The organism is Streptoalloteichus tenebrarius, from assembly GCF_024171885.1.
Lineage (GTDB): Bacteria > Actinomycetota > Actinomycetes > Mycobacteriales > Pseudonocardiaceae > Streptoalloteichus > Streptoalloteichus tenebrarius.
The window spans coordinates 230,260-249,254 of record NZ_JAMTCP010000005.1; the positions used below are offsets into that span (position 1 = coordinate 230,260).

The following is an 18,995-nucleotide window of genomic DNA, read 5'->3' on the forward strand; positions in this document are numbered from 1 at the left end:
TGTCGCTCGATCTGCGGGATCGGAGAAGGAAGCCGATGCTGGTAGCGAACGAACGACCCTACAACCCCTGTCGCTCATCACCGATGGGTGCGAAAGAACCCCGGGTTGTGTAGCTTCAACGCCAGGCGATTACAGGGGGTGGCGCTGTGACTGCGCTCCGCATCGCTGATGACGCCGACCGTGCGCCCCGACTGCTGCGGTCCCGCGCCGAGGCCGAGGCCCACGTGGCCGCGACGTCCTTCACGCCGGGGCCGCCCCGCCTGGTTGGCGTCGAGCTGGAGTGGGTCGTGCACCACCGCGACGACCCCCGCCGCCCCCTTGAGGCGCCCTGGCTCGCGGCCGCGCTCGGTCCCTACGCCCCGCCCGCCCTCGTGCCCGACGGGCCGCACCGACCGCTGGACCACGGCGGGACGGTGACCGTCGAACCCGGGGGCCAGGTCGAGATCTCCAGCGCGCCGCACCCTTCGGTCGCCGATCTCGTGACGGCGACCCTCGCCGACGCCGCGCAGCTCGTCGACCTGCTCGCCGGCGCGGGCCTGACGCTCGGGTCGCACGGCATCGACGCCCACCGCCCGCCGCGCCGGCTGCTCCAGATCCCGCGTTACGAGGCGATGCAGCGCGCGTTCGACCGGATCGGCCCCGAGGGCAACACCATGATGTGCAGCACCGCCGGCATCCAGGTCTGCCTCGACGCGGGGGAGGCGCACCGCGTCGCGCCCCGGTGGGCGGCGGTCCACGCGCTGGGGCCGGTGCTGTCGGCCGCCTTCGCGAACTCCCCGGTGCACGCGGGCGAGCCCACGGGGTGGGAGTCCTCCCGGATGGCCGCGCTGTTCGGCACCGACCCGCCCCGCACCCGGCCCGCCGTGGTCAACGGCGACCCGGCGAGGGCGTGGGCGCGGCGCGTGCTCCAGACCCCGCTGGTGTGCGTGCGCAGGGCCAACGGGCTGTGGGACGCCCCGCCGGGGGTGAGCTTCGCCGACTGGATCGCCGGCGCGTTCGCCCCCGCCCCGACGCTGGAGGACCTGACCTACCACATGAGCACGATGTTCCCCCCGGTGCGGCCGCGCGGGTACCTGGAGGTGCGGTACCTCGACACCCAGCCGGGCGACGACTGGGTGCCGCCGCTGGTGGCCATGGCCTCGCTGTTCGCTGACGAGTCCACTGTGGACACAGTGCTGGACGTGGCCGCGCCCTCGTCGGCGCGGTGGGTCCACGCCGCGCGCGAGGGCCTGCGCGACCCGGTGCTCGCCCGCGTCGCCGCCGAGCTGTTCGACCTGCTGAGCGACACGGTGCCCCGACTCGACCTGCCGGGCGGCATGGCGGGCTCCGTGCTGGACACGTTGCGTACCAGGCTGCGCCCGCCCGGCGGGGCCGGCGCCGGGCGGACGGGAGGACCGCGTCGATGAGACCGGAGACGAACCCGGAGGAGATGCCGAGCGAACGGTTGCGCGCCCACGTGGCCGCCGAACTCGCGCGGACGCGGGCGCGCAGCGCCACCCTCACCGACTCGGTCGACGACGCCGACCTGGTCCGCCAGCACTCGCCGCTGATGTCCCCGCTGGTCTGGGACCTCGCGCACGTGGGCAACCAGGAGGAGCTGTGGCTGGTCCGCGACGTCGGCGGCCGCGAGCCCGTGCGGTGCGACATCGACGAGCTGTACGACGCGTTCCGACACCCCAGGAAGGACCGGCCGAGCCTGCCGCTGCTCGACCCCACCGAGGCGCGGTCCTACGTGCGCGAGGTCAGGGACAAGGTGCTCGACGTCCTGGACCGGGTCCCGCTGCGCGGCCGGCCGCTGGTCGACGCCGCCTTCGCCTTCGGCATGATCCTCCAGCACGAGCAGCAGCACGACGAGACCATGCTCGCCACCCACCAGCTCAGGGCCGGTCCTCCCGTGCTGTCCGACGCGCCCCCGCCGCCCGCACCCGCCGACGCCGCTCGACTGCCCCGCGAGGTGGTGGTACCCGGCGGGCCGTTCACCATGGGGACCTCCACCGAGCCCTGGGCGCTGGACAACGAACGCCCCGCGCACGTCGTGGACGTGCCGACCTTCGCCATCGACACGCTGCCCGTCACCAACGCGGACTACCTGGCGTTCGTCGAGTCCGGCGGCTACGACGACCCCCGCTGGTGGAGCGCGCGCGGGTGGGACCACCGGAACAGGGCGGGGCTGACCGCGCCCCAGTTCTGGGAACGCGACACCGACGGGAGCTGGTGGCGCACCCGCTTCGGCAGGGTCGAGCCGGTGCCACCGGACGAGCCCGTGCTCCACGTCTGCTACTTCGAGGCCGAGGCGTACGCGCGGTGGGCGGGCCGGCGGCTGCCCACCGAGGCGGAGTGGGAGAAGGCGGCGCGGTTCGACCCCGCCACCAACCGGTCCCTGCGGTACCCGTGGGGCGACGAGGACCCCCGCCCCGAGCACGCCAACCTCGGCCAGCGGCACCTCCGACCCGCGCCGGCCGGCAGTTTCCCGTCGGGGGCCGCGCCCTGCGGCGCGCGGCAGCTCGTCGGCGACGTCTGGGAGTGGACCAGCACCGACTTCCACGGGTACCCGGGGTTCGTGGCGTTCCCCTACCGCGAGTACTCCGAGGTGTTCTTCGGCGACCGGTACAAGGTCCTGCGCGGCGGGTCCTTCGGCACCGACCCGCTGGCCTGCCGGGGCACGTTCCGCAACTGGGACCTGCCGATCCGACGCCAGATCTTCTGCGGCTTCCGCTGCGCGCGCGACGCGCGCCGGGACGAGCTGGGGTAGCCGCCGATGTGCCGGCACCTGGCGTACCTGGGGCCGCCGCGGTCCCTGGCCGAGCTGCTGCTGCGCCCACCGCACTCGCTGCTGCGGCAGTCGTGGGCGCCACGGGACTCGCGGGGCGGAGGCGTGGTCAACGCGGACGGGTTCGGCGTGGGCTGGTACCCCGCCCCCGGAGCCGCGCCCGTGCGCCACCGCACCACGAGTCCGATATGGACGGACGTCGGCTTCGCCGAGATGGCGTCGGTGACCCGGTCGGGGGCGGTGCTGGCCTCGGTGCGCTCGGCCACCGTGGGCATGCCGCTCGTCGCCACGGCCTGCGCCCCGTTCTCCGACGACGGATGGCTGTTCGCGCACAACGGCGCGATCCGGGGCTGGCCGGACTCGATGGCCCGGTTCGCCGAGCAGCTCCCGGTGACCGACCTGCTGACCATGGACGCCCCGATGGACTCCGCGTTGCTGTGGCTGCTGCTGCGGCGCGAGCTGCGCAAGGGCACCGAGCTGGGCGACGCGGTGGCGAGCCTCGTGCTGACCGTCGCGGAGGAGGTGCCCGGCGCCCGGCTGAACCTCCTGCTGACCGACGGGGAGGTCGTCGTGGCCACGACCTGGACCCACTCGCTGTGGTGGCGGTCGGGGGAGGACGCCGTGGCGGTCAGCTCGGAGCCGTGGGACGACGACCCGGCCTGGCTCCCGGTGCCCGACCACCACCTCGTCCTCGCCGACCGGTCCGGTGTGGAGGTTCACCCGCTCGCCCCCCGGTGGGGCGTGCCGATCCCCGCGGGAGCCTGATGTCCGAGCCCGTGCTGGAAGTGCGTTTCACCGAACGGGACGCGGCGACCGCGCTGCGCTCCGACGTGCGCGCCGGCCTCACCGACGCGCCGAAGTGGTTGTCCCCCAAGTGGTTCTACGACGCGCGCGGCAGCGCCCTGTTCGACCGGATCACCGCGCTGCCCGAGTACTACCCGACCAGGGCGGAGCGCGCGGTGCTGGCCGCGCGGGCCGGCGACATCGCCGCGCTGACCGCCGCGCAGGAGCTGGTCGAGCTGGGGTCGGGCTCCTCGGAGAAGACGCGCCTGCTGCTGGACGCGCTGGTCGGCCACGGCTCGTTGCGCCGCTTCGTGCCGCTCGACGTGTCCGAGCCCGCGCTGCGCGCCGCCACCGCCGCCGTGGCGGCCGACTACCCCGGCCTGGTGGTGCACGGCATCGTCGCCGACTTCACCGAGCGGCTGGCCATCCCGTCCGACGGCGCGCGGCGGCTGGTGGCCTTCCTCGGCGGCACGATCGGCAACCTGCTGCCCGAGGAACGGGCCTGGTTCCTCAAGGAGCTGCGGCACGTGCTGCGGCACGGGGAGTTCCTGTTGCTGGGCACCGACCTCGTGAAGGACCCCGCCGCGCTGGTGCGGGCCTACGACGACGCCGAGGGCGTGACGGCGGAGTTCAACCGCAACGTCCTGCTCGTGCTCAACCGGGAGTTGGGGGCGACCTTCGACGTGACCGGCTTCGACCACGTCGCCCTGTGGAACGCCGAGCAGGAGTGGATCGAGATGCGGCTGCGCGCCCTGCGGGACATGCGGGTCCACGTCGCCGCCCTCGACATGGTGGTCTCCTTCGGCGCGGGGGAGGACCTCAGGACGGAGGTGTCGGCGAAGTTCCGCCCGGAGCGCGTGGCCGACGAGCTGGCCGCGGCCGGGTTCGCGCTCCGTCGACTGTGGACGGACGACCACGTCCGCTTCGGCCTCTCCCTGGCCGAGGCCGTGTAGGAGATCCCGGAGGCGCGGGGGCCGGCGCCGACGTCGGCCAGTCCACCGGTCCGGTCGGCTTTCGTGTGCCGGTCGAGTCGTGGGTCAACCGGGTGCGTGGACTGGTCGGCCCGCCGGGTTGGCGCTGGCGGGTTCGCGGGTCGGTCGGGTTCGCGCTGTTCGGGTCGTGAGTCGGTGGCTCGTCGGTCGTGGGTCGGCCAAGTCCTTGGGTCGGCCAGGTCCTCAGGTCGGTCGGGTCCGTGGACTGGTCGGCTCACTGGGCTGCCGCATTGCCAGGCCGTGCGTTGTTGATCGCTCAGGCCCGTGATCTGGTCGGGTCGCGGCTTCTGCTTCGCGGGATCAGGGTGGTTCGTGGTCTGGTCGAGTCGTTGGCCTGCTGTCGTCGTCTGATCGTGGGTCGCAGATCGGTGTGGTTCGTGGTCTGGTCGGGTCACGGGCTCGTGGTTCGCTCGGTTGGTCGGGTCCGCTTCGGTGGGTTGGGTTGAGTCCGTGGGCCGGCGGGAGGTGGGTTGGTCCGGTCGGCGCGGGCAGGTCAGGTCGTGGGGCGCTGGGCTGACCCGCTCGGACCGGGTTCGTGGGTCGGTCGAGTCCATGAGGACAGGGCGGTGTGGACGGGTCGGTCTGAACGGGTCGGCCTGTGAACGGGTCGGTCTGGTCGCCCTCTCGCCGCGCTTCATCCCCAGCCGCCGATCGGGTGCCGCTGGCGGGGAAGCGCCCGGTTCGCCCTGCCGCCGGGGCGCGGTCGCGGCGAGGATGGGGACATGACCGTGTTACAACAGGCGTTCCACTGGGTCCAGCGCCAGCCGTGGAGCAGTTGGTTCGGCCGGGTTCTCGGCCCGTTCGACATGGCCGTGCAACGCCGCACCGCCGGCCGGGTGCGTCCGCTCGCCCTGCTCGGGGTGCCGACGTTGTTGCTGACCACGAGGGGACGGCGCAGCGGGCAGCCCCGGCAGGTCGCCCTGCTGCACGTGCCCTACCGGGGCGGGCACCTGGTGATCGGGTCCCACTACGGCCTGCGGAACCACCCCGGGTGGTCGGCGAACCTGCTGGCGCACCCCGAGGCGGAGATCACCGTGGGCGGCGGGACCGTGCCGGTGCGGGCGACGCTGCTGACCGGGGACGAGCGCGCCGAGGCATGGCGGGTGATCACGGAACGGTGGCCGGTGTATGACACCTACGCCGCCAAGGCCGGCCGGCAGATCAGGGTGTTCCTGCTGACCCCGCGCTGACCCACTGTGGACGGAGATGGTCGCGGAACGGGGCGGGCGAAGGGAAGGGGCCCCGTCCGACGGACGGGGCCCCTTCACACGCGCGGCGAACCGGTGGTTCAGCTCCGCAGCATCTTCCGCAGCACGTACTGCATGATGCCGCCGTTGCGGTAGTAGTCCGCCTCACCGGGGGTGTCGATGCGGACCACCGCGTCGAACTCCACGGTCGAGCCGTCCTCCTTGCGCGCGGTGACCTTGACCGTGCGCGGGGTCTCGCCGTCGTTGAGGGCGGTGATCCCGGCGAAGTCGAAGGTCTCCGTGCCATCGAGACCCAGCGAGGCCGCGGTCTGGCCGGCCGGGAACTGGAGCGGCAGCACGCCCATGCCGATCAGGTTCGAGCGGTGGATGCGCTCGTAGGACTCGGCGATGACGGCGCGCACGCCCAGCAGGCGCGTGCCCTTGGCCGCCCAGTCGCGGGACGAGCCCGAGCCGTACTCCTTGCCGGCCAGCACGACCAGCGGGACGCCGGCCTCGGCGTAGGCCACGGCCGCGTCGTAGATCGTGGTCTGCTCGCCGCCGGCCAGGAAGTTGCGGGTGAAGCCGCCCTGGACGTTGTCCAGCAGCAGGTTCCGCAGCCGGATGTTGGCGAACGTGCCCCGGATCATCACCTCGTGGTTGCCGCGGCGGGACCCGTAGGAGTTGAAGTCGCGGCGCTCGACGCCGTGCTCCTGGAGGTACCGGCCCGCCGGCGAGTCCGGCTTGATGGCGCCGGCCGGCGAGATGTGGTCGGTGGTCACCGAGTCGCCCAGCAGGGCCAGCACCCTGGCGCCGCTGATGTCGGTCACCGGCTCCGGCTCCATGCCCATGCCCTCGAAGTACGGGGGCTTGCGCACGTAGGTGGACTCGGGGTCCCACTCGAAGGTCTTGCCGGTCGGGGTGGGCAGCGACTGCCACCGCTCGTCGCCGGCGAAGACGTCGGAGTAGCTGGCGGCGAACGCCTCGGCGGACATGGCCGAGGTGATGACCTCCTGGACCTCCTGCGGCGAGGGCCAGATGTCGGAGAGGTAGACCGGCTTCCCCTCCGAGTCCACGCCCAGCGGCTCGGTGGTCAGGTCGAGGTCCATCGTGCCGGCCAGCGCGTACGCCACCACCAGCGGCGGGCTGGCCAGGTAGTTCATCTTGACGTCCGGGTTGATCCGGCCCTCGAAGTTGCGGTTGCCGGACAGCACCGACACCACGGCCAGGTCGTGCTCCTGGACCTTCTTCGAGATCGCCTCCGGCAGCGGGCCGGAGTTGCCGATGCAGGTGGTGCAGCCGTAGCCGACCAGGTGGAAGCCCAGCTTCTCCAGGTACGGCAGCAGACCGGCGCGCTCGTAGTAGTCCATGACCACCTTCGAGCCCGGCGCCAGGGTGGTCTTCACCCACGGCTTGCGCTCCAGCCCGCGCTCCACGGCCTTCTTGGCCAGCAGGGCGGCGCCGATCATCACCGACGGGTTCGAGGTGTTGGTGCAGGAGGTGATCGCCGCGATGGCCACGTGCCCGTGGTCCAGCTCGGTCTCGGTGCCGTCCTCCAGCGTCACCGGCACGCTCTTGCGCGGGCGGCGGCCGTTGGCGCCGGCGTTGTGCGCGGGGGCGTCACTGGCCGGGAACGACTCGGCGATCTCCTCGTCCACGTCGTCGTCGGCGACGTAGTCGCGCACGGCCGTGCGGAACTTGTCCTTGGCCTCGGACAGCGCGATGCGGTCCTGCGGGCGCTTCGGGCCGGCGATGGAGGGCACCACCGTGGCCAGGTCCAGCTCCAGGTTCTCGGAGTAGACCGGCTCGGCGGCCGGGTCGTGCCACAGGCCCTGCTCCTTGGCGTAGGCCTCGACCAGGGCGAGCTGCTCCGGGGTGCGGCCGGTGAACCGCAGGTACTCGATGGTCTCCTGGTCGATCGGGAAGATCGCGCAGGTCGAGCCGAACTCCGGGCTCATGTTGCCGATGGTGGCCCGGTTGGCCAGCGGCACCGCCGAGACGCCGGAGCCGTAGAACTCGACGAACTTGCCGACCACGCCGTGCTTGCGCAGCATCTCGGTGATCGTCAGCACCAGGTCGGTCGCGGTGGCGCCGGCGGGCAGCTCGCCGTGCAGCTTGAAGCCGACCACGCGCGGGATCAGCATGCTCACCGGCTGGCCCAGCATGGCGGCCTCGGCCTCGATGCCGCCGACGCCCCAGCCCAGCACGCCGAGGCCGTTGACCATGGTGGTGTGGCTGTCGGTGCCGACCAGGGTGTCCGGGTAGGCCTGGCCGTTGCGGGTCATCACCACGCGCGCCAGGTGCTCGATGTTGACCTGGTGCACGATGCCGGTGCCCGGCGGGACGACCTTGAACTCGTCGAACGCGGTCTGGCCCCAGCGCAGGAACTGGTAGCGCTCGCGGTTGCGCTCGTACTCCAGGTCGACGTTGCGCTCGAAGGCGTCCGGCCGGCCGAAGATGTCGGCGATCACCGAGTGGTCGATGACCAGCTCGGCGGGGGCGAGCGGGTTGACCTTCGACGGGTCGCCGCCCAGCTCGGTCACGGCCTCGCGCATGGTGGCGAGGTCGACGACGCAGGGGACGCCGGTGAAGTCCTGCATGATCACCCGCGCCGGGGTGAACTGGATCTCGGTGTTCGGCTCGGCGGTGGGGTCCCAGCCGGCCAGCGCGCGCACGTGGTCGGCGGTGATGTTCGCGCCGTCCTCGGTGCGGAGCAGGTTCTCCAGCAGGATCTTCAGGCTGTACGGCAGGCGCTCGGCGCCCTCGACGGCGCTGAGCCGGAACACCTCGTAGGAGGCGTCGCCGACCCGCAGCGTGCCGCGGGCGCGGAAGCTGTCCTGGCTCGCAGGTGCAGTCACGTCCAACTCCATCTCGCGACGGGTTGCAAGGTTTCGGGAACTTGCTGTCGGGGCGAGTCTCGCGCACGCCGTCCGGGTCCGCTCCGGTCGCCCTCCCGCCCCAAACAGTACGCTTGTCCTGTATTCGGGTTCAAGGCGACCCGCCCGGATGTCGGGAGGCGCGCGCCGTGATCCACCTCGCGTCACGGCCCCACCTGCGGCGATCGTCCGGCGACCGGTCCCCGCCGGCCCTACCCTGCGGGTGAGCGTCCCTCCCACCCCACCGGGAGCGATCGATGACGGAGCGGTACGCCCTTCCCGGCGGAGCGGTCGGCAAGCGCCGGCTCGACCTCATCGCGGGCTTCCTGCGGCCGGAGACGCTGGCGCTGCTGCGGCGCGTCGGCGTCCGGTCCGGCCAGCACTGCCTCGACGTCGGCTGCGGCGGAGGGCACGTCACCAACGACCTGGCCCGCATGGTCGCGCCGTCCGGCACCGCGCTCGGCATCGACATCGACCCCGCCGTGCTGGAGCTGGCCCGGGCCGACGCGGTCGCTGGCGGCGTCCGCTGCGTCGAGTTCGCCGTCGGCGACGCCCGCGAGCTGGACAGGGAGGGGTTCGACGTCGTCTACGCCCGGTGCCTGCTCGGCCACCTGCCCGACCCGCCGGACGTGGTCCGCAGGATGGTGCGGGCGGCGGTGCCCGGCGGCGTGGTCGTGGTCGAGGACATCGACCACGACGGCGTCCTCACCTATCCGCCCTCACCGGCCTACGAGCGGTACAACCGCCTCTTCCGGGACCTGGCCACGAGCAGGGGAGCCAACCCGAGGATCGGCTTCGCCCTGCCGGGCCTGCTGCGCGACGCCGGCCTGGCCGAGATCGGCCTGCGCGTCACGCACCCGGCGTTCCTCGCGGGCGTGCCCAAGTACGTGCACTGCACGACCATGGAGGCGATCTCCGCCGCGGTGGTCGAGGACGGCCTGCTGGACGAGGAGCAGGTCCGCGCGCTGCTCGCCCAGATGACCGAGGTGGCGGACGACCCGCGCAGCATCGTCACCGGGCCCCGCGTGGTGCAGTCGTGGGGACGCCGTCCGGTCGACGGCGCCGCCCCCGGCAGCCCTACCCGCGGGTAGCGCCACGGGGCGTCGACGGCCGGGCGGCCTGACGTACCGTGAGGGAGTGGCGCGAGGTTCGACGAGGCACCCGCACCCGGTGGCGGACGTGAGCGGAGGGGCGCGATGACCGCTCAGGACAGTCCCCACCTCGGTCAGGGGGAGTGCGACGACGCGGCGGCCCAGTGGGCGCGGGCGCGGGAGCTGTTCGCCTCGGCCCGCCGGATCACCGTCCTCACCGGAGCCGGCGTCTCCACCGACTCGGGCATCCCCGACTTCCGGGGGCCGCAGGGCCTGTGGACGACCCATCCCGAGGCGCAGCGGCTGTACACGCTCCAGGCGTACATGGCCGACAGGGAGGTCCGGCGCCTGGCCTGGCGGCACCGCGCGGAGCACCCGGCGTGGCGGGCGGAGCCCAACGCCGCGCACCGCGCCCTGGTCGACCTGGAGCGCGGCGGACGCCTGCGGGCGCTGCTCACCCAGAACATCGACGAGCTGCACCAGCGCGCCGGCTCCAGCCCCGAGCTGGTGGTGGAGCTGCACGGCTCGCTGTTCGGCACGGTGTGCACGACCTGCGGGGCGCGCGGGACCATGGCCGACGCGTTGCGCCGGGTCGCCGCCGGCGAGGACGACCCGCACTGCGAGGGCTGCTACGGCATCCTCAAGTCGACGACCGTCTCGTTCGGGCAGGCGCTGGACCCGGAGGTGCTGCGCCGGGCGCAGGAGGCGGCGCTGGACTGCGACCTGTTGCTGGCCGCCGGCACGTCCCTGACGGTACAGCCGGCCGCCGGCCTGGTCGGGCTCGCGGCGAAGGCCGGGGCCTCGGTCGTCATCTGCAACGCGGAGCGGACCCCCTACGACTGCTTCGCCGCCGCCGTGCTGCGCTCGCCGGTCGCCGTCGCCCTGCCCGAGCTGGTCGCGGTCCCGGTCGTGGCCGGCCCGCCGGCCAGGGTCGTCACCTGGGGTGACCCCTCCACCTGGGAGTGACCCTCCGCGCTGGGGACGCTGGGGACCGCCCGCCCGTGGCGGAAGCGCCTCGCCCCGGCTGCATGACCCGGCCTGACTGGAAGCGCGGCTCTCCCGACTGAACGGCCCCGGGCTGGAAGCCGCTCTGCCGGGACGACCGCGCACGAGTTCCGAGGCCGTGCCGCCGCGCATCAGTGCATCAGGGAGGTCACGGGGGCGGTCCACTCCCGGCCCTTCCCGGTTCCCCGCCCCTGCTCAGCCCCCACCCGCCCTGGGGGCGAGCCCTGCTCCAGCCTACCGGCGAACACCCCGTACCCGAGGGTCACACCAGTCCGCTGTGGACAACTCCGTCGCCTGTGGACAAACCCATCGCCCGACAGGAGGACCGGCTTGACACCACCCCGAACATCAGCCCCAGAACATCCCGCCCTGCCGCGGGAGACACCGGCCCCGACACCGGGTGGGCCCGAGCCACACCCCCGCCGGAGCAGGATCACGATCACCGAAGGACAGCCCCCACCCGCCCTGGGGGGCGAGCCCTGCTCCAGCCTACCCAGCGGCGATCACCCGAACCACCGGTCAGCCCCAGCCTGTGGATAACCCGGGCACCTGTGGACAAACCCCGCCCCGACCCGGTGAACCGGCACATCCTTGACAGCTCGGTGGTGGACACTACGGGGTTCCCATGGGTTTCCAGGGCGCCGCACGGGTTCCGCAGGGGTTCCCAGCGGATGCCCCAGAGCCCCACCCCGGCACGCGCCCTCGAACCCCTCGGCCGCCGCGAGCGCGACCAGTTGGGGCCACCACCATGCTCAGGTCGGGCCGGCGGAGCCCGTCCGGGTTCCTGACTCATGTTGACCCGCCGGCGAGGACCGGGCTGTCCGGCCCGCCGACGCGCCGGGCGGCCCACGCGCTCGGCCCCAGGTCCCCGTCGACGCGCTCGTCGAAGGCCGTGTGCCGGTCGCCGTCGGCGGGCCGGCGCAGCGCGGCGGGCAGCTCGGCCGGGTCGAGCTGGTCGCCGTCGCTTGGCGGCGTCGTGGTACGCACTCCCGTTGATCTCTCGGTCCGAGGACCTCGACGATCTCCCGATCGGTCACGTCCACGAGGCGCTGCTGGCCGAGGGGTGTCAGGAGATCGACCGGCCGGCACGACGAGACCGTTGAACGATCACCTTTTGAGAAGCCCAGGAAGTTGCTGGAACACCTGCCGAGCGAGTGGCCCCACTACCAGCCCGGCCAGTTTCCCGTCGCCGAGCGCCTGTACCGCAACACGCTCAAGATCCGCATCCCCCATGACGATGATCAACTGGCGGACGCCTACACGACGGCGATCACCAAGGTCCTGACCAACCACCACCACCTCGCACCAAGGAAGTAGCGTGTCGAACAGCCTCACCGAACAACTCCAGACCCTCGTGGCGAAGGACGCCGCGGACGGGATCGACCGGGCGGTGGTCGGCGCCGTGATCGATCACGGGGGAAGCGTGCTCGTGCTCCAGCGCCGACCGGACGAGGAGTTCCTCCCCGGCCTGTGGGAACTGCCCTCCGGCAAGGTCGAGGAGGGCGAGGACCTGCTCACGGCCCTCCACCGCGAGGTCGCCGAGGAGACCGGGCTGGAGGTCGCCGAGGTCACCGGCTACCTCGGCTCCTTCGACTACACCTCGGGCAGCGGCCGGCGCACCCGCCAGCACACCTTCACCGTGTCCGTGGCCCAGCCGGGACCTCTCACGCTCAGCGAGCACAGCGACCACGCCTGGATCTCCCGGGTCGACGAGCGTCCCGTCAGCCACAACGTCGCCGACCTGCTGACGAAGCATCTGGCCACCACGTAACTCACGCCCGACGGGGCACGGGTCCTTGCGTCATCGGCAAGGACCCGTAACCCGAACGTCGCTAGTCCCCACGACCATCCAGGGCCACGATGCCGGCGCAGGGGTGGTGACCATGTCCACGTCCGGGCGGACACCATGGCGATCGACAGGACGTCAGCGTCTGGGAGATCTCCTTCGGCAGGCCCGCCAACAGCGCGGATGGTCGCAAACCGAAGCCGCGGCCCGCTGCGGGTGGTCCCCGGCCACCATGTCCCGCCACGAGACCGGGCGGCGGCCCATCACGGATCTGCGCCTCATCGAGCACTTGGTCAAGGCGTTCTCACCGCCACGATCCACGACCTCGGCGCGCGCGAGGCCAGCGTTCCTTCCATGCGCTCCGGGCCGCACACGACGTCGCGCCCGAGGACGCTCGCCGGCCCTCCGCCCAACGACTTGTCTCCGCTCTGCTGGAAGCCCCTGGGCGCCCACCGGCCGGGCTCCGCGAGTACGGAGCGAGCATCGGAGTGCGGTACTGAACACCCGATGCGCGTGACAAGTGCCCTCCCCTGGAGGCACGTGACCATGCGTGGCGGGTGCGGTCGCGGAGATCGGTAAGGGCGGGTTTCAGCCGCGGCCCATCTCGGAGGCCCGCGTAGGCGGCCAGGAGTTGTGGCGAACCGATCGCCCTGGACATTCCGGGCTGCCCCCGAGGTTCCCCACCCGTCACCAGGGGGGGTCCCACGCGTCACCAGGGGGGTCCCACGCGTCACCAGGGGCCCCAGGGGCCGGACGGGCTCCACTGGGGGGCTGCGGGGGTTCCGTAGGGGCTGCCGGCGGGTCCGCGCCCCGAGTCCCTAACCCGGCGCGAGCCCTCGAACCCCTCGAACCCCTAGGCCGTCGTGATCTCCCGCCGGGCGAGCGTCCCCGCTGGCGTGGCTCGCCGCGCGGACGCGGCACCCTGGGCCGGGCGCAGCAATCGCCGGCGGGAAAACGTTTTCCAACGTTCGGCGGCGCGGAACGACTCCTGCGCGTTTCGCCCGTTTTGTTTTCCTGGCCTTTCCCGAACAGCGGGAAAGCGTTGACGGACGGGCTGGGCCGGCCGGGGGTGGGGGAACGACGCCTTTTCGGGGTTACTGGTCGGTAGGTACCGACTTTGGTTGGGTTCGTTGTTTCGGCAAACGAGAGGCATTGTTGCCGACGCAATTCATGCGCGAACGCGCTGAGCTGGACGGACGAACCACGTGTCCGCTCGCTGACGTAACGGGCCGCCCAGTTGATGCTCCGTTGGAGTGAAAAATGTCTCGGTTCGGAAATCGAGCACGAAGTTGGTAATGGCTCGCTCACTACCCTCCGATAGTCGGGTCGGCGCTATCGAATGCACGGCCCCGAGTCCCGTGTGTCGCCGCCGCCCCTGCCGGCTGATTGGAGTTCGCGTCGATGGCCTTTGCTGCCAGGAATCGCGCCGTTCCGCGCGCCGCCCGCCCCCGACGGTCGGCGCGCGGGGAACGGCCGGTCGGTCCACGCCGGACCGCCTGCCCGGTCCGCCTCGCGTTGGGCGCCGCGCTCGCGCTCGTCGCCGCGCTGCTCGGCGCGCCGCCCGCCGTGGCCGCCGATCCCCGGATCGACCTGCGTGTCCTGCTCGTCACCGACGGGCAGGCCTCGGTCGAGGCGATCCGCCGCGCCCTCCAGACCGAGGGCGTGCCCACGACCGTCGTGGAGCTGTCCGACCGCTCCCGGCCGACGATCACCCCCGAGTTCCTCGCCGACCAGGTGGACGGGGTGGACAGGGCGAAGTTCCAGGCCGTGGTGCTGCCCAACGCCTCGGCGCCCGACCTCGGCGAGGCCGAGCGCGTCGCGTTGGCCGACTACGAGCGCCGCTTCGGCGTCCGCGAGCTGGCCGCCTTCTCCTGGCCGGAGCCCGGCGTGGGCCTCCAGGGCCCGCGCTACGCCGGCGCCCTCGACGGCGTCACCGCCACGGTGGCCACCGGAGGCCCGTTCCGTTACCTCAGGGGGGCCGTCCAGTTCGAGGACGTCGCCCCCGGGGTCGCCGAGTCCTACGGCTACCTGGCGCAACCCCTGCCCGACGATCCGGCCGTCGGCCGCCGGTTCGAGCCCCTGCTCACCGCGCCCATCCCCGGCACCTCCGACCGGGGCGTCCTCGCCGGCGTCCTGCACCAGGACGGCCGTCAGCGGCTCGTGCTCACCTACGCGAGCAACGCCGACCAGCGCCAGTCGCAGGTCCTCGCCCACGGCTGGGTTTCGTGGCTGACGAAAGGCGTGCACCTGGGGCACCTGCGCAACTACTTCTCCGTCCACGTCGACGACGTGTTCCTGCCGGACTCCCGGTGGAGCACCTCGGGCAACTGCACGCCCGGCGACGACTGCCCGCCCGGCGTCCCTGAGACCCGCGACATCCGCATGACCCCGTCGGACGTGACGAACCTGCTCCTCTGGCAGCTCAGGAACAACTTCCAGCTCGAACTGCTCTACAACGGCGGCGGCAGCGACGAGGTCGTCCAGCGGGACGGCGTCGACCCGCTCACCACGGCGTTCCTCGCGGCGTCCTCGTCGTTCCGGTGGGCCAACCACACCTACTCGCACCCCTACCTCGGGTGCGTCCAGGACTTCACCGTCCGCCCGTGGCGCTGCGCCACCGACCCGGCAACCGGCCAGGTCCTCTACGTCAGCCAGCAGGAGATCGCGGAGGAGATCACCAAGAACGTCCAGTGGGCCCGCGCCCACGGGCTGGCGATCCGGCCCGACGAGCTGGTCACGGGCGAGCACTCCGGCATGTTGCTGCTGCCGCAGCAGCCCGTCGACAACCCCAACCTCGCGCCCGCGCTGGCCCAGTCCGGGATCGGGTGGCTGGGCTCCGACAACTCCCGCGACTCCACGCAGCGCGCGATCGGCCCGGCCACCACGGTGCCCCGGCACCCGATGAACGTCTTCTACAACGTCGCCACCGCCGCCGAGGAGGTCGACGAGTACAACTGGATCTACACCTCGCGCGCCGACGGCGGCAGCGGCATCTGCGACGACCACCCGCAGACGACGACCTGTATCAAGCCGTTGGACCCCGCCAGGGGGTACGGCGAGTACATCGTGCCCCTGGAGGTCCGCACCGCGCTCCGGCACATGCTGGCCAACGACCCGCGCCCGCACTACGTGCACCAGTCCAACCTCGCCGAGGAGCGCATCCTCTACCCGGTGCTGGAGGGCGTGCTCAAGGGGTACCGCGACGTCTACGCCGCCAACGCGCCCGTCGTGAACCCCCGGCTCTCCGAGGCGGGGCGGCAGCTCCAGCGCCAGGCGGCGTGGCGGGCGGCCGTCGAGCGCGGCGACGTCGAGGCGTACCAGCGGGGCGCGGTGATCACCGTGCGCGGCCCCGCCGGGATCGAGGTGCCGCTGACGGTCCCCGAGGGCAGCAGGGTGGGCAGCGCGACCGGCGCGGCGTTCGGCGAGCCCTACGGCGGCGAGCGGTCCGCCTTCACCCGGCTGGCCACCGGCGCGCTGACAGTCGTCAGGCCCGCGACGGCCACCGGCTGAGCCCGCGCCCGGCGATGGAGATCGGACTGATCACCGAAGGCACCTACCCGCACAGCTTCGGTGGGGTCAGCGTGTGGTGCGACCAGCTCGTGCGGGGGCTGCCCGGACACGACTTCCACGTCGTCGCGCTCGTCGGGACGGGCGGCGAGCCGACGGTGTGGGAGTTGCCGGCGAACGTGTCGGCGGTGACCGCGGTCCCGTTGTGGGCCGCGGCCCCCTCCCGGCGCCCGGGACGGGTGGCGCGTCAACGGTTCCTCCCGCTCCTGGAGGTCATGGTCGAGTCCCTGCTCGACCAGGAGGAGCACGCCCGGTTGCTGTTCGCCCGGTCGTTACAGGCGATGGCGGAGTTCGCGCGGGAGCACGACCTCGTCGCCGCCATGACCGACGAACTCGCGGTGCGCGTGTTGTCCCGGCGGTGGAACCGCGTTCCCCGTTACGCGGCGACGGAACCGACGGTGGCCGACGCGGTGCTGGCGCTGGGGCTCCTGGCGAACTCCCTGCGCCCGCTGACGATCCCGCCGCCCCGCGTCGACGCGGCGCACTGCGTCGCCAACGGCCTGGCGGCCCTCGTCGGCCTGGCGGCCCGCTGGGAGCACGGGACCCCGTTGCTGCTCACCGAGCACGGGATCTACCTGAGGGAGCGGTACCTCGGCCTGCGGGCGGCCCCCTACCGGTGGCCGGTCAAGGCGTTGCTGCTCGCCTTCACCCGCCGGCTGTGCGCGCTCGCGTGCGCCTCGGCGGACCTGATCGCCCCTGGCAACCAGTACAACCAACGCTGGGAGGAACGGTTGGGCGCCGACGCGGCCCGCATCCGCACCGTCTACAACGGAGTGGACCCCGCCGCCTTCCCGGTGGCCGGGGCCGAGCCGGCCACGCCCACGCTGAGCTGGGCCGGCCGGATCGACCCGATCAAGGACCTGGAGACGCTGATCCTGGCGTTCGCCCTGGTGCGGGCGGAGATCCCCGAGGCGCGGCTGCGGATCTTCGGCGGGACGCCGAGGGGCGGCGAGGGCTACCACCAGCGGTGTCAGGACCTCGTGGCCGACCTCGGCCTCACCGGGGCGGTCGCGTTCGAGGGCAGGGTGCCCGAGATCAGGGACGCCTACGCGGCCGGCAACGTCGTCGTGCTCTCCAGCATCTCGGAGGGCTTCCCGTACACGCTCATCGAGGCGATGACCTGTGGCCGCGCGACCGTGGCCACCGACGTCGGCGGCGTGACCGAGGCGGTGGGCGACACCGGGCTCGTGGTGCCGCCCCGCGATCCCGAGGCCATGGCCGAGGCGTGCCTGCGGCTGCTGCGGGACCCCGAGTTGCGGCAGCGCCTCGGCATGGCGGCGCGTGTCCGCGCGCTGGAGGAGTTCACCGTGGACAAGGCCGTGGGCACGTTCGACGAGCTGTACCACGGCCTGGCCCGGTCGGCTCGGTCGGGCGGGGCGGCTCGGTCGGGCGGGGCGGCCCGGGGCGGGCTGGCGGCCTCGGCGGTGTCCGGGTGAGCGCGGGAACGGTCCCCGAGCTGGCTCCGCCAGGTCTCGGGGAGCCGAGAGCCGCCCGCACCCCGACCGGGACCGCCATGGCCGGGACCGCCACGACCTCGACAACGACAACGACGTCGCCGACCTCGACCGAGACCCCCGACCCGGTCCTCCGGCTCGCCGCCGAGATGGAGTCGGTGTGCGCCAACGCGGTCGACGTGCTGGAGATCGCGGCGGCGCTGGAGGCGCAGGGCGTCAACGACCGCGCGGCGCGCCGCCGCTACGGCGTGGCCGACGTGTTCGCGTTGGCCGAGCTGTTGCACGAACTCGTGCCACCCAGGCCCGGCGAGCCGGTGGAGGAGCCGTGCCCCTGGCGGCCACGGCCGCTGACCCACGTGCTGCGCGGCGCGTTGTTCGGATTGCCCGGCCTGTGCACGGCCGCGCTCGCGCCGGACGTCGCGGGCGGCGCGCAGGTCACGGTGCTCGTCGTGGCGTTGCTGCTGTCCTGGCCGCTCGGGCAGGGGCTGGCCTACGTCGGCTGGTCGCGCCTGGGCCGGTCGGACCGGGGCGGCGCGGTCCGCCTGCTGCGGCGGGGGTTCCTGCTCACCTCGGCGGTCACGGTGGCGGTCGTCGCCGCGTTCGCCCTCGCCGTCGACGCCGGCCCGGCCGCCGCCGTGTTGGCCGGCGGGCAGGGCGTCTACCTGCTCGGGGCCACGGTGCTGCTGGTACTGGGCGCGGAGTGGTGGCTGCTGGCCGCGCTCGCCCCCGCCCTGCTGGCCTGCGGGGTGCACCTCGTGTTGGGCCAACCGGTCCGGCTGGCGTGGCCGGTGCGGGTGCTCGTCCTCGGCTGCCTGCTCGCGGTCGTGGTGCTGGTCGCGCTGCGGACCAAAGCCGCGCAGAACGCGACGCAGGGCCCGCTGCGCTGGGCCGAGATCGGCGCGGCCGTCCCGCACGCGGTGTTCGGCGTGGTCGCCGCCGGCCTGCTCCTGGTGATCACCGGCGGCGTGCCGACGACCAGCGCCCACCCGGCCGTGTGGAGTGCGGTTCCCCTGTCGCTGAGCATGGGCGCGGCGGAGTGGAACCTCACCTGGTACCGACGGCGCACCTTCCTGTTGCTGCGGCGCACCCGCCGCACGACCCAGTTCGCCCGGCGCGCTCGCGGCGCCCTGCTGGTCGCCTGCGCCCGGTACCTGACCGCGGCGGCGCTGCTCACCACCGCCGGGGTCGCGCTGACCTCCGGCAGGGGGATCACCCCCGGCCTGGTGCTCGCCGGAGCGACCTCGGTCCTCCTCGGCGGGGCGTTGTTCCTGGCGCTGACGTTGCAGGCGTTCGGCGTCAACACGGTCGCGCTCGCGACCGGCGTCGCGGCGCTCGCCGTCGACGCGGTGATCGTCTTCGGGCCGGCGTCCCTCGCCGGGCCCGACCCCGTCCTGGCCCAGGTCGGCGTGGTCGGCGCGTGGTTCGCCGTCCTGCTGGCCTACGCCGGGGCGGTGCTGGGGCGGGCCTCGCTCCATGGCTGAGGGGGG

The 18,995-nt window shown here is 73.1% G+C and carries 15 protein-coding genes; 13 read left to right on the top strand and 2 right to left on the bottom strand.

The window, feature by feature from the left end:
- The first annotated feature begins 146 nt into the window (after positions 1–146).
- The 5 genes from LX15_RS07815 to LX15_RS07835 all read left to right on the top strand — a co-directional run bounded on the left by LX15_RS07815 (position 147) and on the right by LX15_RS07835 (position 5,735).
- Entirely contained in the window at positions 147–1,406 is a 1,260-nt protein-coding gene (locus LX15_RS07815; protein ID WP_253668817.1) for a glutamate-cysteine ligase family protein, read from the top strand.
- The gene (gene egtB, locus LX15_RS07820) at positions 1,403–2,752 is read left to right on the top strand and encodes an ergothioneine biosynthesis protein EgtB (protein WP_253668818.1); all 1,350 of its coding nucleotides are present in this window, start codon (positions 1,403–1,405) and stop codon (positions 2,750–2,752) included. Before LX15_RS07815 ends, egtB begins: the two co-directional genes overlap by 4 nt.
- Positions 2,753–2,758: 6 nt before the next feature.
- Entirely contained in the window at positions 2,759–3,535 is a 777-nt protein-coding gene (egtC, locus tag LX15_RS07825; protein WP_253668819.1) for an ergothioneine biosynthesis protein EgtC, read from the top strand.
- Positions 3,535–4,506: an L-histidine N(alpha)-methyltransferase gene (egtD, locus tag LX15_RS07830; RefSeq protein ID WP_253668820.1), complete on the top strand. Its 972-nt coding sequence runs from the start codon at positions 3,535–3,537 to the stop codon at positions 4,504–4,506. Before egtC ends, egtD begins: the two co-directional genes overlap by 1 nt.
- 761 nt (positions 4,507–5,267) lie before the next feature.
- Positions 5,268–5,735, top strand: a complete 468-nt coding sequence (locus tag LX15_RS07835; RefSeq protein WP_253668821.1) for a nitroreductase family deazaflavin-dependent oxidoreductase — start codon at positions 5,268–5,270, stop codon at positions 5,733–5,735.
- Positions 5,736–5,833: 98 nt separating this feature from the next.
- Here the strand turns inward: LX15_RS07835 and acnA are convergent, their stop codons facing one another.
- Positions 5,834–8,587 carry an aconitate hydratase AcnA gene (gene acnA / locus LX15_RS07840; protein ID WP_253668822.1) on the bottom strand — a complete coding sequence of 918 codons (2,754 nt, stop codon included), beginning with the start codon at positions 8,585–8,587 and terminating at the stop codon, positions 5,834–5,836.
- A gap of 275 nt (positions 8,588–8,862) precedes the next feature.
- Here acnA and LX15_RS07845 point away from each other — a divergent pair, with 275 nt between their 5' ends.
- Both LX15_RS07845 and LX15_RS07850 read left to right on the top strand, forming a co-directional pair.
- The gene (locus LX15_RS07845; RefSeq protein WP_253668823.1) at positions 8,863–9,696 is read left to right on the top strand and encodes a methyltransferase domain-containing protein; all 834 of its coding nucleotides are present in this window, start codon (positions 8,863–8,865) and stop codon (positions 9,694–9,696) included.
- Positions 9,697–9,801: 105 nt separating this feature from the next.
- Positions 9,802–10,662 (top strand): SIR2 family NAD-dependent protein deacylase, encoded by an 861-nt coding sequence (locus tag LX15_RS07850; protein WP_253668824.1) that lies wholly within the window; start codon positions 9,802–9,804, stop codon positions 10,660–10,662.
- A gap of 828 nt (positions 10,663–11,490) precedes the next feature.
- Here LX15_RS07850 and LX15_RS07855 read toward each other — a convergent pair.
- On the bottom strand, positions 11,491–11,688 hold the full coding sequence (locus LX15_RS07855; protein ID WP_253668825.1) for a hypothetical protein: 198 nt from the start codon (positions 11,686–11,688) through the stop codon (positions 11,491–11,493).
- 144 nt (positions 11,689–11,832) lie between these two features.
- Between LX15_RS07855 and LX15_RS07860 the strand changes: the two genes are divergently transcribed.
- The 6 genes from LX15_RS07860 (at position 11,833) to LX15_RS07880 (ending at position 18,989) form a co-directional block, all read left to right on the top strand.
- Positions 11,833–12,018, top strand: a complete 186-nt coding sequence (locus tag LX15_RS07860) for a hypothetical protein (protein ID WP_253668826.1) — start codon at positions 11,833–11,835, stop codon at positions 12,016–12,018.
- Position 12,019: 1 nt separating this feature from the next.
- Entirely contained in the window at positions 12,020–12,472 is a 453-nt protein-coding gene (locus LX15_RS07865) for an NUDIX domain-containing protein (RefSeq protein ID WP_253668827.1), read from the top strand.
- A gap of 112 nt (positions 12,473–12,584) precedes the next feature.
- On the top strand, positions 12,585–13,004 hold the full coding sequence (locus LX15_RS33490) for a helix-turn-helix domain-containing protein (protein ID WP_372502461.1): 420 nt from the start codon (positions 12,585–12,587) through the stop codon (positions 13,002–13,004).
- A gap of 884 nt (positions 13,005–13,888) precedes the next feature.
- A complete protein-coding gene (locus tag LX15_RS07870; protein ID WP_253668828.1) occupies positions 13,889–15,997 on the top strand; it encodes a hypothetical protein in 2,109 nt (702 codons plus the stop codon).
- Between the two features lie 14 nt (positions 15,998–16,011).
- Positions 16,012–17,490 (top strand): GT4 family glycosyltransferase PelF, encoded by a 1,479-nt coding sequence (gene pelF, locus LX15_RS07875; protein ID WP_253668829.1) that lies wholly within the window; start codon positions 16,012–16,014, stop codon positions 17,488–17,490.
- The gene (locus LX15_RS07880) at positions 17,487–18,989 is read left to right on the top strand and encodes a hypothetical protein (protein WP_253668830.1); all 1,503 of its coding nucleotides are present in this window, start codon (positions 17,487–17,489) and stop codon (positions 18,987–18,989) included. The genes pelF and LX15_RS07880 overlap by 4 nt, the downstream gene beginning before the upstream one ends.
- The last annotated feature ends 6 nt before the right edge of the window (positions 18,990–18,995 follow it).